This window comes from Sporosarcina koreensis (assembly GCF_001531445.1).
GTDB lineage: Bacteria > Bacillota > Bacilli > Bacillales_A > Planococcaceae > Sporosarcina > Sporosarcina koreensis_C.
In genome coordinates this window covers 184,466-199,740 of record NZ_LQYA01000047.1, presented here as the reverse complement: position 1 = coordinate 199,740, position 15,275 = coordinate 184,466, and the positions used below count along the sequence as shown (strand labels likewise).

Sequence of the window (15,275 nt, the reverse complement as noted above, 5' to 3'; positions counted from 1 at the left end):
AGGCGTTGCCAATCGAACAGCGAAGGGTTCGATTTGCCGTATTTCTGCGTTCTTTGCAGAAATTAAGGCACTTTCGAGACGCGGCGACTTTAGCCTGAGTTCCCATATCCAGATGGTGTTTGCTGGATTAAGTTAAAATGATCTGCGCAGCTGCAACCGTGCGGGTATGTGTGATGGACACGAAGCCTGTTACTTCCTTGCCGTCAAAATACAATACCGGCTTCCCTGATGGTTCCCTGAGAATTTCAATCTGGTTGAACCGGCAGTCTCTTCCGATTCCAGTGCCCTTCGCTTTTGCGAATGCCTCCTTCGCCGCAAACCGTCCGGCGAGGAATTCAATTTTGCGATGTGAAGGCAGCAATTCATACAGCCCCAACTCTTTTTTTGTCAGAATACGTAATCTGAACTTATCCGATCTTTCGTCCAACCTTGCTACACGATCCAATTCGACGATATCCAATCCGATGCCTGTTATCATGAATTCCATCCCTTTCATGCATGTTTTTATGGTAGTTCGCGCTTCTTATCCGTTCATAAACTATGTATAATAAAACCAAAGGTCAGGTGAAAAAATTGTTTATTCGAAGAGAGAGCTTTTCCCAATACATCCGTCTGTATCCGTTCGTAACCGCGCTGCTTGCAATTAACATCCTCGTTTTCATTGTAACGGGATTGCCGATCCGGGCAAGCCGGGAACTCTATTACTTAGGAATCGGCGATAATTACTTCATTTCTGCTGGAGAATGGTGGCGTCTCATCACACCGATGTTCCTGCACGCCGGATTGATGCACCTTCTATTCAATATGTTTTCATTGTTCATTTTCGGTCCAGAACTTGAACGTGTGGCGGGCAAAGCAAGATTCCTGACAATTTATCTTTTGGCAGGGCTATTCGCAAACGTCGCTTCCTTCTTCCTCGGCGGACCAGATTTCGCACATGTCGGAGCGAGCGGAGCGATTTTCGGTATTTTCGGCGCGTTCGGCGCCCTCGTCTATTATACGAAAAATGCATTCCCACAATTGCGCCAAATCATGTTGCCGATCATCATCATTAGCGTGATTATGACGTTCCTTCAACCCGGCGTCAATGCCATTGGCCATATCGCAGGGCTGATTGTCGGCTTCATTATCGGGTTGAGCTATTTCCATCCGAAACGGATTATTAGTTGGCGATAAACAAAAGCAAAAGCGTAGCGTTGCGAGCAGAGCTGACTTATGACCCGAGCAAATCGAACAGCAAGGGTTCGGTTTGCCGTATTTCTGCGTTTTTCACAGAAATTAAGGCAGCCTTCTTGCCACCCGGAGTCTAGACGACAAACAAAGTGAAAAGCCTGCGAATCGCTCGCAGGCTTTTTTCATTCACGAACAGATTTGCTTTTCTCATACCACAGCAGAATCTTTTCCGCCTCTTCAACATCCATATGCTGCACAGTTGCGTGATAGACACCCATTCCGGATTTAATATTGGCAATGACGGACGCAACCCCTTTTCGTCTATGGAAATAGCTTTGCTTCATTTCCATAGATTGGATTCGCTTTTTCATCATATATGCCGTCTGCAGGCTGAATGTCCTGAACCGCATCGTCAGTTGATTACCCGCAATATCATACGCAGCGGAGCGGTGCTGCCACATGCCATACGCGATGATGACAGGAATGATAGCGAGTGAAAACAGACCGTACGGGAAAAAGAAGTACGTGAGCGCGCCGATGACCGGTAGCATCCACACGAAGTCGATACGATAATAAAACGGCCTGCCTTTTACTGTAAGTTTTTTCGTCGGCTCCTCCACATGCAAATCAGGGAAGATTTCCTCCAAATACGCCTCCACCTTGCCCCTTTTCACGATCGGGAATAAATTGATCTTGGAGCTTTGACCAACACTTCCGCCCGCACTATGTATGGCAATTGTGGCATAGCCGAACAATTTTCTGAACGGATTCTCGACGACTACGACACTTTGGATCCTTTTCAAAGGAACGGTCACTTTCTTCTTCTCGAGCAAACCTCTCGTGATGACAATGTCTTCCTTATCCAATTCAATTGTGAAATTATAATGGGACAGGAGTGTCATTCCTACAGAAAGTATCCATACGCCGAGCAAACCAAGGAAAACAGCAATCGCCACAATCAGCACACCGAACCTGATGAAAGCTGAAATTTCCTCAAACATCCACTCGAACGGAAGTAGTTCCCCGAACTGTGAAAGGAAGATTGCTGCACCTGACAGGATGACTCCTACGCCTCCCGAAGTTGTGGCGAGTACCAACAGGTCTTTTGTCGTCATCGTAAAGATCTTTCGGTGTGCTGATTCCTCTTCAACCGGGATTTCCGCAATAAGATTCGTCGCTTCTCCCTCTGCGACGACAGGCATTTCCTTCTGCCTTTTCTTCGCTTCAGCCATCTCGATTTCAACACGCTTAGCGGCTTCCTTCGTAACAGCTGTCAACTCCCCTTCAGCTTGCTTCGCTGAGGAACTGCCCGCTGTTTCCACTTTCACTTTCACAAGCCCGAATGGCCGGTGGAAGATTCCTTCCGTATAATCCAAGCTTTGTATCCGGTCGAATGGGATATAGCGTTTCTTCTTCACGAATAAACCGGATTCAATCCGAAGCTCATCATCCTCGAACCAATATTCGAACCGTTTCCATTTAATAATTCCGCTGACGAATAAGCTGATGATCAATACACCAAAAATGATAAAGGACAAATAATCTACATACCAGAGCCCTGTCCCTCCACCTTTCCATCCATTCGCAAAAATCAGGACGACAAGCGGAAGGATTGCCTCCTTCAAGGTTTTGAGCATTTCAATAATCGCAGTGATCCAATGCAGTTTATATCGTTGCTGCTGTTCAGACATCATCTTCCGCCACCCTTGCAAGCACGGATATCCTGCCGCGCAATTCATCCGCTTCCCCCATGATCAATGCGGGAATCGTATGGACCGTGGCAGCTGTTGAAATCGAGATTTCCGCCAATCCATATTTCCGCAAGATCGGTCCTTGGGATGTATCGACGTGTTGGACGCGTACCATCGGGATCAATGTCCGTTTCACGATGAAAAGTCCATGCTGCAACTCGATTTCGGATTCCCTCACTTCATAACGCCACCTCATCCATCTCACTTTCGGAAATAAAATGATGATAAAGTAGGCGAACAGGAGGAGTACAACAGCTTCAAGCGGATAGATCCACCTTGGCCAATCGAATATGTATACGAGCACACCCCCGCCGATCGCTACCAATGCAAGAATAATCGTTTGGATCCATCCGTACAATCGCCATACTTTCAAGCCTTTCTTTGAAATCCTATTTGCTGGTTGAGCCCTCATTTCCAAAAACACCTCTTTCTATTCTTCCATTGTATACGTAGCGACAGTAAAAATGTTTCATTTCAAAAATAAAAACCCCGGAGGATAATGGTTCATCTCTCCGGGGTGTGTATTATCTTTCCGATCTGCCTCTTGAACGGTCTCTGCGTCCGCCGCCGTCACGGTTTCCGCGACGTGAACCGCCGCCTCCGCCATAACCGCGTCCGCCGCCGTATGAACGACCGCCGCCACGGCTGCCTTTGTAGCCGCCACGATCACGGGAGTGCGATTTGCGCGATGGCAATGGGCGCTCTTCCGTAATTTTTACTGGTGTATCGTCTGGCTCTTTCGTCAACGATCTGATTGCAGCTGCAACGATATCCTTCGCTTCGAATTTCTCAAGAAGCTCTGCCGCTAACGGCTGATAATCGTTCAATTCGTTTTTCTCGATGATCTCGGTTAGCTGCTCCATCGCCAGACGTTGTTGGCCGATCAAAGCCTCGTCTTCTGTCGGCGGCTGAAGTGGAGTCATCCGCTTCTTCGTCGTTTCTTCAACGACACGGAGGTAACCCATCTCGCGCGGCGTGACGAATGTAACCGCCATACCACTTTTACCTGCACGACCTGTACGGCCGATACGGTGTACATAGCTTTCCGGATCTTGAGGAATATCGAAGTTGTAAACATGCGTTACACCTGAAATATCCAATCCACGAGCTGCTACATCTGTAGCGACAAGGACGTCGATTTTATTATCCTTGAACTGGCGAAGGACTGACATCCGTTTCGCTTGCGTCAAGTCGCCGTGAATCCCTTCCGCCAAGTAGCCACGGATGCTCAATGCGTGTGCAAGCTCATCAACACGGCGCTTCGTACGACCGAAGACGATCGCAAGTTCAGGTTGGTGTACGTTCAACAGACGTGAAAGAACGTCGAACTTTTCTCTTTCCTGCGCTTTAACGAAGTATTGGTCGATGTTTTCGACAGTCATTTCTTTCGACTTGATTTTAACAACTTCCGGCTCTTTCATGAATGTCTCAGCAATTTTACGGATTGCAGGAGGCATTGTCGCCGAGAAAAGAAGTGTTTGGCGAGTATCTGGAACACTTGCCAAAATCGTGTTGATATCTTCGATGAAGCCCATGTTAAGCATTTCATCCGCTTCGTCAAGAACAAGCGTATTCACGTTATTCAATTTCAATGTCTTACGGTTGATATGGTCAAGGATACGTCCCGGAGTTCCAACAACAATTTGTGGATTGTTGCGCAATGCTCGAATTTGCCGACCGATTTCTTGGCCGCCATACACAGTCAACACACGTGCGCGTTTCCCGTAACCGATTTTATAGATCTCTTCGGACACTTGGATCGCCAATTCACGCGTCGGTGCAATGACCAAAGCTTGTACCGCTGGATTGTTCACATCGACTTTTTCAATGATCGGAATCCCGAATGCTGCAGTCTTACCCGTACCTGTCTGTGCCTGACCAATTACATCGCGGCCTTCCATACCGAATGTGATTGTGCCTTCTTGGATCGGTGTCGCTTCTTCAAATCCCATACGCAATAGAGCGTTTTGTGTGGATTCGCTAATATTAAGTTCTGAAAATTTCGTCAAACTTCTCAATCTCCTTTGATTTCTTCATTTAGCAATTGGTTACATTTGCAAATGAAAGCACGGCAAATTCGAGCCTTGTACTTCTATGGGAACGTTTCCGATATTTTGTATTCTCTGGAGTGGGCAAAAGTTCAGAGTTGAACTTCATGGATTTCAGAGGCAATAGTGAAAAGGAAAGCTGGTCTTTGCCGATCGGGTTTCGCTCCGGGATGGTGTTCCGGGAGACGTTAAACCTTTTTATTCAAAAAAAAGTACTCTTCGCCACCGGAAGAGTCTCGTGTAAATGTATCCAATACTCATAGTAGTTTATCACGCTTGACAGTCATCCGCAATCAATCCGCTTTAAAAGTAATAATCAGAATTCATTCAAGTCTTTCTTCATGAATTCATACACTTTCGGAAACCATACTTGGTGGTCGTCACTGTAGCAAATATGGTGCTTTCCGTTTTCCGATACGATCAGCTGCTTCTGCTGGGAGCCGAGCGAACGCAATAGATGCCCGGCGGTCGAAAACGGAACGATGCCGTCCTTTTTCCCTTGCACGATGCAGACGGGTGTCGTGATCTTTCCATAATAGGGTTTCACCATTTTGACGACCCGCAAAAATTCCTTCGCGGCATGCAGCGGCGTATTTCGCAACTTATAATCGTACAAATGATAGAACGTATTCGGAGGAAAGCTCTTCGTCACAGATTCAGCCACTAAAACGGCCGCATCCGCAAGAAGTATGCGCGGGCTAATATACTTCGCCGCCGCACTGAGCAGGACAAGCTTTTCGATCTTGTAGCGCAAAGCTAAATAAAGCGCAATGATGCCTCCCATGGAAAAACCGACGATCAGGATGCGGTCGCACTCTTTCCGCAATCGGTTAAGGGCAAGCTCCGCCTCCATCATCCAATTTTCCGCAGTAACCTTACTCAAATCGATCGGAAAGTCATGCCCCGGTAATATCGGCACGGAAGTGATCCAGTCCGTCTTTTCTTCCACATATTGAATAAAAGGACGGACTTCAAACATCCCTCCGGTAAATCCATGGAGGAACAAGACACCTGTTTTCATGCTTGCAATACACCATCCATGATCCTTTCCAGCTCCATTCCTCTCGATCCTTTCAACAAGATGATGGAATTCCCGTCGATGGATGAAAGGAGCGACGCAATCAGCGTATCATAATCGTCTTCCGACCAGATGACTTCTGTTTCATTCCCAGTTTTCTGTAGCTCTTCGTAAAGCCATTTCATTCGCGGTCCAAATAAAAGGATTCCCTTTACGCTTATAGTGCCAAGCTGCCGGGCAATCGATTCATGGTAATGCCGTTCATTTTCACCAAGTTCCAGCATATCGCCCAAAACGGCCCATTTTTCTGACCGGAGTTTCGTTTCCCCCAGGAAAGAGAGCGCCGCCTGCATCGATGTTGGTGCTGCATTGTACGCGTCATTTATGAAAAGAGCGCCATTGTCAGCGACGACCGGCTGCATTCTCATGTCTGTAAGCTTTGACTGACGAAGTGCCGCGTCGATTTGATCATTGCTAAGACCCAGTTCGTGCGCAATCAAAATCGCTGCTAGGGAATTTTTCACTTGATGGGAGCCGAAAACAGGGATTGTAAAACTCCCATCGATGACTCCTTTGACGGAAAAACGGCTGCCATCATCGCCCGATTCCGTAGAGGAGAGAGAGAGACCCGTTTTTTCTCCGTAGCCAAAAGAGATCGCCCGCAGCTCAGGGCGAGCCGATACAAGCGTATGCAATAAGGGCTCGTCGCCATCATAAAAGAGAGCACCATTTTCCTTTAACCCATCGATGATTTCGAATTTCGCCTTTGCAATCCCTTCACGCGAGCCGAGATCCTGCATATGTGCTTCGCCAATATTTGTAATAACGGCGTAATGCGGCATCGCCAAATCCGATAAGAAAGAGATTTCACCGAAACCGCTCATTCCCATTTCCAGGACGGCGACTTCCGTATTTTCTTCCAATGAAAGAATCGTCCATGGCAACCCCAATTCATTATTGAAATTCCCTTCCGTCTTTCGCACATTGAAATACGGCGATAAGACGCTTGCAACCAAATCCTTCGTTGACGTTTTGCCGTTTGAGCCGGTAATGCCAATGAATGTGCAATCGAGCTGTTTCCGATATGCGCGGGCTAGCTGCTGCATCGCGAGTTCCGGGTCATCGATGAAAATGAGGGGAATATCCTCGGGCGCGTCCGGTTCATCCTTCATCCAAAGGGATGCCGCCGCCCCTTTCTCCATCGCCTGCCGGACGAATTGGTGGCCGTTCACCAGTTCGCCGCGGAACGGGATGAACAGATCGCCTTCTTTCAACGTGCGCGTATCGAACGAAACCCCAGTTACAACTACATCATCCATTAGTCGCCCTTCTGCCTGAAGCCATCCTGCCAGTTCAGTCAATAAACGTTTCACAATCTATCACGCTCAATCCATTTTGTATTGTATCTGTTTCTTTTCCTCATGCCGTTCAAAAGCAAGTTCAATTAGCTTGTCGATCAATTCCGGGTAAGATAAGCCTGTGTTTTGCCATAACAAAGGGTACATGCTTGTAGGCGTGAAGCCAGGCATCGTATTGATTTCATTGATAAGCACTTCATCCTGATCCGTTACAAAGAAGTCCGCCCGGACCAGTCCGGCGCAGTCGAGCACTTTGAATGCACGGAGCGCCATTTCCTTCAATGTCGTTTCCACTTCCTCAGACACTGGCGCAGGGATGAGCAATTCCGTATTGCCGTCCTGGTATTTCGCCTCGTAATCATAAAATGCAGCCACGGGTTTTATTTCCCCGAGGACAGAGCAAACAGGATCGTCATTGCCAAGGACACCGACTTCAACTTCCCGTGCGGAGACTCCTTGCTCGACGATGATTTTCCGATCGAATTTCAGCGCGAATTCGACTGCTCTGATGAGACTGTCATGATCCGTCGCCTTGCTGATGCCGACGCTTGATCCTAAATTCGCTGGTTTGACGAACACGGGGAACACCAATTCCTTTTCCATTTTCTCAACCCAGTGCTGTTGATCCTTTTTCCACTGCGTGCGGATGAAATGGACATAAGGGACTTGCTTGAGCCCAACATGGGAGAAGAGCTGCTTCATGATCACTTTATCCATCCCTGCCGAAGAGGATAACACACCATTTCCTGCATATGGGATGTTCATCACTTCGAACAAGCCTTGGACCGTTCCGTCTTCACCGTTCGTCCCGTGCAACAGCGGCAGGATGATGTCAGGCATTCCGTTTCCGTTCAGAAAATCATGGATGCTGTCCGGCTTTCCCCCATCTTGCGCAAGCCTCAATTGTTCGATCGATTCGACGGGAGCAACGAGCGGCTCCCCTTTCCTCCATTCGCCTTCATACGTTATATAGATAGGGATCACTTCATATTTCCCGAAGTCAATCGCATTTGTTACCGCCGTGGCAGTTGATAGGGATACTTCGTGCTCCGCGGATTTTCCGCCATACACTAAACCCAATTTCTTTTTCATCAATCTCCCTCACTAACCGTTAGATTTCGTTCCTTTAGTTTACCACGAAACGACCTGCCCGTTCGTAATTTCTCATGATCCGGAAGGACCTTTTTGCTTTTGGGCAACTTCCCTCATAGCGGAACGTCATTTGAAGGACATGATAACCCGCGCTTATTACGTTATACTCTAGGTACCATGTAAAAGTTCAGTAGAAAAGGTGAATGTGTTGAACCTCCAAACGAAGCCGTCCGATCGGTTTGATTGGACACTTGCCTTCATATTAGCTTTGCTCGCAATCGTTGGGATATTTGCTATTCTCTCTGCCCAGACCGCGGAACAATACGGTCCTGTCAACTTCGCTCTCCTTCAGGTCCGGTGGTTTGTCGTCGGCTCAATCATCATTGCCGCCACCATTTACTTAGAGCCGGAGCAATATCGAAAACTCGCCTGGCCCCTTTATGGATTCGGCATCCTCCTCTTGTTTTTCCTGATGATTGCTCCAGGTGGCCAAGGGCAGATTGCGGAAATCCGAATGGGTGCCAAGAGATGGCTGACCCTACCGGTGATTGGGAGGATCCAACCTTCCGAATTCATTAAGACATTTTTCATTTTAGGGATGGCGCGGCTCGTCAGCAAACACCAAGAGGTCCATTTGGAGAAAACGATGAAGACTGATCTCATTCTGTTAGGAAAAATCGGCGTCACATTGATCATCCCGCTGTTCTTCATCATCAAGCAGCCTGACCTCGGCACGTCCTTAGTATTCATCGCCATTACGGTTGCTGTCATTCTTGTGTCGGGCATTTCCTGGAAGATCATCGCTCCTCTTTTTGCGAGCGGCGCGGCACTCGGCGCAAGTCTGCTTTGGATGGCGCTCTATGCACAGGATTTTATGGAGAATGTGCTTGGTTTCGATCGCTATCAATTTCGTCGTGTCTATTCATGGCTCGACCCCTACTCGTACCCGTCCGATGAAGGCTATAACCTGATCCAGGCGATGACGGCAATCGGCTCGGGCGAAATGTCCGGCAAAGGGTTCCACGGCCGGGAAGTGTATATACCTGAAAACCATACCGATTTCATTTTCAGCGTCATCGGCGAGGAGTATGGTTTCATCGGCACAAGCATCGTCATCTTCCTTTATTTCATCCTGATCTTTCATTTAACAAAAGTTGCATTGGAACTGAAAGATCCGTTTAGTGTATATGTATGCACAGGCGTTATTGCAATGATCGCCTTTCACGTTTTCGAGAACATCGGCATGAATATCCAATTACTGCCGATTACCGGAATCCCACTGCCATTCATCAGCTACGGGGGCAGCTCGCTCTTCAGCAATATGCTCGCCATCGGATTGATTTTCAGTATGAAATTCCATCATCGGACGTACATGTTCGAATCGGATGATGAATAGTTAATAATTGACTTATAAAAATGTCCGTACAAGTCCGCCGTTTTCCGTTATAATAATATATGGTTTCTACGCCAATCCAACTAACTGATAAGGTGAAATGAATGAATATAGATAAAAAACCTGTAGACCGATTCGATTGGCCGCTTGCGTTCATCATGCTCTTATTCTTCACGGTCAGCATCGTCGCCATCGCATCCGCTCAGACGACAGGGCAATATAAGATAAACGGTGAACCAATAAATTTCATTCCGTCTCAAATTCAATGGTATGCTATCGGCTCGATTATCATCGCCATCACGATGTACTTGGAGCCGGAGCAATATAAGAAAGCCGCCTGGATCATCTATGGCGGCGGCGTATTTCTCCTGGTAGCACTTTTCATTTTGCCTGAAAGCTTGGAATTGGTCTCCCGCAGAAACGGGGCAAAAAGCTGGTTCCACCTGCCCGGCATCGGGAGCATCCAGCCAGCTGAATTCATGAAGACATTTTTCATCATCGGAATGGCCCGCACAATTACGAAGCATCATGAACGCTATTTGGAAAAGACGCTGCAGACGGATTTCCTATTGCTTGGCAAAATCGCTGCAGTCTTCCTCCTTCCGTTCGTGTTCATCATGCTTCAGCCCGATTTAGGAACAGGGCTCGTCTTCATCGCCATCACTGTTGCATTGATCATCGTGGCAGGCATCACATGGCGGATCATCCTTCCGATTTTTATCGGTACTGCTGCCCTGGGGGGAACAATTCTTTGGATGGCACTGTACGCTCAAGAATTTTTGGCGAAACTCGGTGTCAAGCCGTATCAACTAGAACGAATTTACTCATGGCTCGATCCTTATTCGTATGCGTCGAATGAAGGGCGCCATCTCATTACATCCTTGAACGCCATCGGTTCAGGGGAAATTTTCGGAAAAGGGTTTCAAGGGCGTGAAGTGTATGTCGCAGAAAGCCATACCGATTTCATTTTCAGCACCATCGGCGAGGATTGGGGATTCATCGGCGCAAGCCTCGTCATTTGTCTATACTTCTTCCTGATCTATCATATGACAAAAATCACGCTTGAACTGAAGGATCCATTCAGCACATACATTTGCGCAGGCATCATCGCAATGATTACATTCCATGTGTTCGAAAACATCGGCATGACAATTCAATTGTTGCCAATTACAGGCATCCCGCTTCCATTCATTAGTTACGGGGGCAGTTCATTAATGGGCAACATGCTCGCCATCGGCCTCGTCTTCAGCATGAAGTTCCATCATCGGACGTATATGTTTAGTTCGGATGATGATGAATAGAAAAGCGGAGGGCGCCTGTCTAGATGCGACAGGCATAAGGCGAAAATGCGAAGTGGCGCTCTTTGCCACACAGCAGGTTTGACTTATGACCCGAGCATCTGGCGCCCGGAGCTAGACAATATAGAAAAGCGGAAACGACCGGTTAGGTCCGACAGACATAAGACGAATCGGCGAAGCAGCGCTTTTTGCCGCACAGCCGATACGGCTTATGACCCGAGGACCTGGTCGTTGGAGCTGGACAATAACGAAAAGCGGAGGGCGCCCGAAGCTAGACAATAACGAAAACTGGTGATTTACGTTCCAGCCGGACGCTTTCCGCGGGCATGGCTTCAGCCAATCGAACAACGAAGAGTTCGATTTGCCGTATTTCTGCGCTTTTTGCAGAAATTAAGGCATCCGTTTTGGCATTCCTGTTCGCAACACTTTGCCTTTGCTCACAAACACCGTTCTTCGTGACGGTGTTCGCAGGAGTCGCCGGCTTCCACTTCAATCACCTAGATTAGGCGCAAAACCCAAAAATTGATTTATTCACGCATAAATGGCTAGAAATGCGCATAAACCGTTTTATTCGCGCATAACACGCTGCAAAAGCGCATAAAAAAACCTCCCGCATGCATGCACGATTGCGGGAGGTTTTTCGTTATGACTGTATTTGCGGGTCATTTGCAGGTGGCGCGAGGGCTTTCAGCATTTCCATACGGGATTTCGTTGCTGTTGCCGAAACACCCAACTTCGCCAAGTTGGAGATGATTTTTTTCAAATCAACCTTTTCTTTCGCCATCTTTTCCACCTCGACCTTTCTATATGTTGTTGACGTATCTTACATTGGAAAGTTTCATCATTGAAATGAAAATCATACCAATTTTCATCTATACACATCATACCACTCCTGTCCACTTTTAAATCTTTCAATTATGTTACAAATTGTTCGCCTTTTGTAAATGCTTTATACATAAAGACAAATAAAAGATTACGACCAACACCTTTTCCTTTGTCACTATGCGACACGCAGAGTAAAATGGTCGTAATGATGTCTACTGAAAGCAGGTACATACATGAAAAAATCAATTCTTCTCTTAATGTCCGTTCAATTTTTTGTCTATCTCGGTTTCGGCATTATCATTCCGATTTTGCCAGAAGTGATTGTGCAGCAGGATCTTTCCGAAATCCACGTCGGTGGATTGCTGACTGTTTATTCTCTTGCATCATTTTTCACCGCTCCGCTATGGGGTGCATTATCCGATCGGACAGGCCGCAAGAAGTTGATCATCGTCGGCCTCATCGGCTTCAGCTTGAGCTTCTTCCTGTTCGCATTCTTCATTGATAACCTTACAATGCTGTACCTTTCACGTGTTGTCGGCGGAATTTTCTCCGGTGCATTATACACGGCAGTTACCGGATTTGTCGGGGATATGACGACGGAGGAAAATCGGAATAAATATATGGGCTTGCTCGGCATGTCGATCGGACTCGGATTCATTTTCGGACCGGCAATCGGCGGTGTGCTCGGTCATTCCAACTTGCAATTGCCATTCATCGCTTCAGGTGTATTGACATTGCTATTGGTCATCTATGCTGGCGCGATTCTAAAAGAGCCGGAACGTCTCGGCGAGGCAAATAAACGTGCGCTGCTCCCGAAAGGCGGCATCATGCTTTGGCAATACCGGATTCGGAATCTGTTTTTGCTCTCCTTCATGGTGACGCTCATTTTGGCGGGAATTGAATCGACATTCCAGCTGTTCCAAATTTCCGCAATCGAAATTACACCTAAGCAAGTCGGCTATTTGTTCATGGCAAGTGGATTTGTTGATGCCGCTATTCAAGGCGGTGTCGTGCGTCGTGTGAAAAACGGTTCAGAGACGAAATGGATTCTGGGCGGGCAGGTCATCACCGCCTTCGGTCTGATTTTAATCCCATTCACAGGCAGCCTTTTCTGGGCGGGCGTGGCGCTCAGCGTCTTCACCGCAGGAAACGCGCTTGCACGGACGGTTCTCGTTTCATTGACGTCGAAGGAATCCGGCGGGAAGTACGGCACAGCAGCCGGCATGACGTACTCGATGGACAATATGGGACGCATCATCGGGCCGCTTTTATTCACATGGTTATTCACAAGGATGACAGGCGAAATCTACTATATTTCTGCAGCACTTGCTGTCATTTCGATCGTCTTCATCTTCATGTATCGCAAGTCATCGAAGACATTGCGTTCGGCGTAAGTAGGCAAAAAAAGTTAAGGGCATACCTTGTTGGTTACAAACCATATGGTATGCCCTTGATTATTCACTTTTTCGCGTCCCCACTTGCGAAAGTCGATTCTTACTCTCAGAATACGTATGATACTTTAACTTGATAATTCATTACGATATTCCATTTTTTTATTACTAGTAATTACAAGATTAACAATTAGCCATACAACTTGAAGTATTGCCGGGATTATAAATGCGATTAATAAAACTATAAATGCTACTAATTTTGCTTCAGGCGTTTGAATAACACCCGCACCATCGACTTCCCTTAGCCAAATGAAAGCTGAACCTACTGCTAAAACGACAATCCAAAAAGCATTAGCAATCCACCAAAACAGCCATCTTTTCTTCACATTCTCACATCCTAACAATTCGCATAATTACTGAATCCATCGTATAGTACAGGCGAATTCATGGTAATGGACCTGAGATATAATTTTAGCTAAGTCTTGAGGCGTATAAAACTCGGTAGCATAAAAAAAGAGACACAACATATTCGTGCAAATATGTTATGCCCTTTCTTATTCAAAATTAGCCAGCTGTTAATCGATCGTGATGGCCAAGCCCTTTATTTTAAGCGACGGAGAACCGATATACCCATTGAAACTCATCGGTGAAAATATCAGGTCACTACCGATTTCTTCAATGTCCTGGAGCATTTCAAAGAAGTTTCCGGCTACGGTCATCTGCTTTGTCGGACCGACAACCTTGCCGTCCTTTACATAATATCCGTCAGCCGCCAATGAAAAGTCGCCTGAAATCGGATCCGCTCCCGAGTGCAAACCTGCTAAATCAGTAATGATGATGCCTTCCTCAATTTCAGCGTATAGCTGTTCCACCGTTTGATTGGCAGGCTCAATATAGAAATTGGACGGACTCACTTCGACAGAACCCCGATAAGACCCGCGGTGTGCATGGCCTGTCGTCTCCACGCCATCTTTTTTCGCCGTTTTCAAGTTGTGGAAATAGGTTTGTAAATGCCCTTCCTCGACGATGTTAAGCTTTCGCGTCGGAACCCCTTCCGAATCGAATGTTGCACTTTGAATCCCAGTTGGAAGAAACGGGTTATCGATCAGATTCACATGTTCCGCCGCAATCTTCTCACCCAACTTCCCTTGAAGGCGAGACCGGCTATCTTGTACAGCCTGAGCCGAGAAAGAGGATGTGAATGTTGACAATAGAGAAGCAGCTGCTTCATTTTTCAATACGACAGGGTATTTTTTATTCGGATAATTTCTTTCTCCCAACATGCTTACACCTTGTTCTACAACCTCTTTTACGATCGTGTCTGCATCAAGCTCATTAAAATCTTTAGTGATTCTAAAAACAAATCCAGATTTCAATTCGTCGTTCTCCTGGACGAGAATCGATACGTAAAATAGTAAAAAGTTATTTGCTTCCTTGAGCTCCAACCCTTTGTCATGAAAAAGGCCTTTTTCCGATTTCTGATTCTGCATTTGGGATGTTGTGACCTTCTTTACCCGTGGATCATACGCCAGGATTTTCTTCTCCACTTCCTGCAAGAATTGAATCATCTCTTCCGGCTTGACAGCATCCAATTCCGGACTATAAAACTCGATTTCTTCATACTCCGCTTTTCCTGTGAATAATTCTTCCGGTTCATTTTCAATCAATTCCGCGTTTTCCACTGCGTTTTTCAGCAGGAATGAAACTGAATCCTCATCGAATTTTTCTGTATAGGCGTATCCCGTTTTCCCGTTATACAGCCCTCTCACAGAAGCTCCTTGAACATCAGAAAAATCGTATTTATCCACTTCCCCTTCGTATAACCCGATCGTTAGACTCTCTTTTTTCTCGTAGTAGAGTTCAAGATCAGTAAAACCTGTATTTTCACCTTCAGCAAACAGCCTCTCTTTTAATTGTTCAATGCTCAT

Annotated in this window: 15 protein-coding genes; 4 read left to right on the top strand and 11 right to left on the bottom strand. The window is 46.7% G+C overall.

Annotated elements, in window-relative coordinates; genetic code table 11:
- Positions 1–127: 127 nt before the first annotated feature.
- Positions 128–478: a holo-ACP synthase gene (gene acpS, locus AWV70_RS07895; protein ID WP_060205876.1), complete on the bottom strand. Its 351-nt coding sequence runs from the start codon at positions 476–478 to the stop codon at positions 128–130.
- A 95-nt stretch (positions 479–573) separates the two neighbouring features.
- On the opposite strand from acpS, the gene AWV70_RS07890 reads away from it, so the two are divergent.
- A complete protein-coding gene (locus AWV70_RS07890; protein ID WP_060205874.1) occupies positions 574–1,176 on the top strand; it encodes a rhomboid family intramembrane serine protease in 603 nt (200 codons plus the stop codon).
- 179 nt (positions 1,177–1,355) lie between these two features.
- On the opposite strand, the gene AWV70_RS07885 is transcribed toward AWV70_RS07890, so the two are convergent.
- The 6 genes from AWV70_RS07885 to AWV70_RS07860 form a co-directional block, all read right to left on the bottom strand.
- A complete protein-coding gene (locus tag AWV70_RS07885; RefSeq protein WP_060205872.1) occupies positions 1,356–2,867 on the bottom strand; it encodes a PH domain-containing protein in 1,512 nt (503 codons plus the stop codon).
- On the bottom strand, positions 2,857–3,336 hold the full coding sequence (locus AWV70_RS07880) for a PH domain-containing protein (RefSeq protein WP_060205934.1): 480 nt from the start codon (positions 3,334–3,336) through the stop codon (positions 2,857–2,859). Before AWV70_RS07880 ends, AWV70_RS07885 begins: the two co-directional genes overlap by 11 nt.
- Before the next feature lie 112 nt (positions 3,337–3,448).
- Positions 3,449–4,933, bottom strand: a complete 1,485-nt coding sequence (locus AWV70_RS07875) for a DEAD/DEAH box helicase (RefSeq protein WP_060205870.1) — start codon at positions 4,931–4,933, stop codon at positions 3,449–3,451.
- 355 nt (positions 4,934–5,288) lie between these two features.
- On the bottom strand, positions 5,289–5,993 hold the full coding sequence (locus AWV70_RS07870; RefSeq protein ID WP_060205868.1) for an alpha/beta hydrolase: 705 nt from the start codon (positions 5,991–5,993) through the stop codon (positions 5,289–5,291).
- A complete protein-coding gene (locus tag AWV70_RS07865; RefSeq protein ID WP_060205866.1) occupies positions 5,990–7,363 on the bottom strand; it encodes a UDP-N-acetylmuramoyl-tripeptide--D-alanyl-D-alanine ligase in 1,374 nt (457 codons plus the stop codon). Before AWV70_RS07865 ends, AWV70_RS07870 begins: the two co-directional genes overlap by 4 nt.
- A 12-nt stretch (positions 7,364–7,375) precedes the next feature.
- A complete protein-coding gene (locus AWV70_RS07860) occupies positions 7,376–8,440 on the bottom strand; it encodes a D-alanine--D-alanine ligase (protein WP_060205864.1) in 1,065 nt (354 codons plus the stop codon).
- A 208-nt stretch (positions 8,441–8,648) separates the two neighbouring features.
- Between AWV70_RS07860 and AWV70_RS07855 the strand changes: the two genes are divergently transcribed.
- Positions 8,649–9,836, top strand: a complete 1,188-nt coding sequence (locus tag AWV70_RS07855) for an FtsW/RodA/SpoVE family cell cycle protein (RefSeq protein WP_060205862.1) — start codon at positions 8,649–8,651, stop codon at positions 9,834–9,836.
- 101 nt (positions 9,837–9,937) lie between these two features.
- Positions 9,938–11,134, top strand: coding sequence for an FtsW/RodA/SpoVE family cell cycle protein (locus AWV70_RS07850; protein ID WP_060205860.1), 1,197 nt, complete (start codon positions 9,938–9,940; stop codon positions 11,132–11,134).
- 268 nt (positions 11,135–11,402) lie between these two features.
- Here AWV70_RS07850 and AWV70_RS07845 read toward each other — a convergent pair whose 3' ends face one another.
- Complete coding sequence (locus tag AWV70_RS07845; RefSeq protein WP_060205857.1) at positions 11,403–11,624, bottom strand: hypothetical protein; 222 nt, start codon at positions 11,622–11,624, stop codon at positions 11,403–11,405.
- Between the two features lie 150 nt (positions 11,625–11,774).
- On the bottom strand, positions 11,775–11,915 hold the full coding sequence (locus AWV70_RS24120; RefSeq protein ID WP_201024334.1) for an Lmo0850 family protein: 141 nt from the start codon (positions 11,913–11,915) through the stop codon (positions 11,775–11,777).
- A 274-nt stretch (positions 11,916–12,189) separates the two neighbouring features.
- Here AWV70_RS24120 and AWV70_RS07840 point away from each other — a divergent pair, with 274 nt between their 5' ends.
- A complete protein-coding gene (locus AWV70_RS07840) occupies positions 12,190–13,350 on the top strand; it encodes an MFS transporter (RefSeq protein ID WP_060205854.1) in 1,161 nt (386 codons plus the stop codon).
- Between the two features lie 125 nt (positions 13,351–13,475).
- On the opposite strand, the gene AWV70_RS07835 is transcribed toward AWV70_RS07840, so the two are convergent.
- Both AWV70_RS07835 and AWV70_RS07830 read right to left on the bottom strand, forming a co-directional pair.
- Positions 13,476–13,733, bottom strand: coding sequence for a DUF3923 family protein (locus AWV70_RS07835; RefSeq protein WP_060205852.1), 258 nt, complete (start codon positions 13,731–13,733; stop codon positions 13,476–13,478).
- A gap of 189 nt (positions 13,734–13,922) precedes the next feature.
- Positions 13,923–15,275 carry a TldD/PmbA family protein gene (locus AWV70_RS07830; RefSeq protein WP_060205850.1) on the bottom strand — a complete coding sequence of 451 codons (1,353 nt, stop codon included), beginning with the start codon at positions 15,273–15,275 and terminating at the stop codon, positions 13,923–13,925.

Coding starts and splice junctions, on each gene's coding strand:
- AWV70_RS07850 (WP_060205860.1), top strand. CDS start 9,938: ATGAATATAGATAAAAAACCTGTAGACCGATTCGATTGGCCGCTTGCG.
- AWV70_RS24120 (WP_201024334.1), bottom strand. CDS start 11,915: ATGGCGAAAGAAAAGGTTGATTTGAAAAAAATCATCTCCAACTTGGCG.
- AWV70_RS07870 (WP_060205868.1), bottom strand. CDS start 5,993: ATGAAAACAGGTGTCTTGTTCCTCCATGGATTTACCGGAGGGATGTTT.
- AWV70_RS07840 (WP_060205854.1), top strand. CDS start 12,190: ATGAAAAAATCAATTCTTCTCTTAATGTCCGTTCAATTTTTTGTCTAT.
- AWV70_RS07860 (WP_060205864.1), bottom strand. CDS start 8,440: ATGAAAAAGAAATTGGGTTTAGTGTATGGCGGAAAATCCGCGGAGCAC.
- AWV70_RS07885 (WP_060205872.1), bottom strand. CDS start 2,867: ATGATGTCTGAACAGCAGCAACGATATAAACTGCATTGGATCACTGCG.
- AWV70_RS07830 (WP_060205850.1), bottom strand. CDS start 15,275: ATGAGCATTGAACAATTAAAAGAGAGGCTGTTTGCTGAAGGTGAAAAT.
- acpS (WP_060205876.1), bottom strand. CDS start 478: ATGATAACAGGCATCGGATTGGATATCGTCGAATTGGATCGTGTAGCA.
- AWV70_RS07880 (WP_060205934.1), bottom strand. CDS start 3,336: ATGAGGGCTCAACCAGCAAATAGGATTTCAAAGAAAGGCTTGAAAGTA.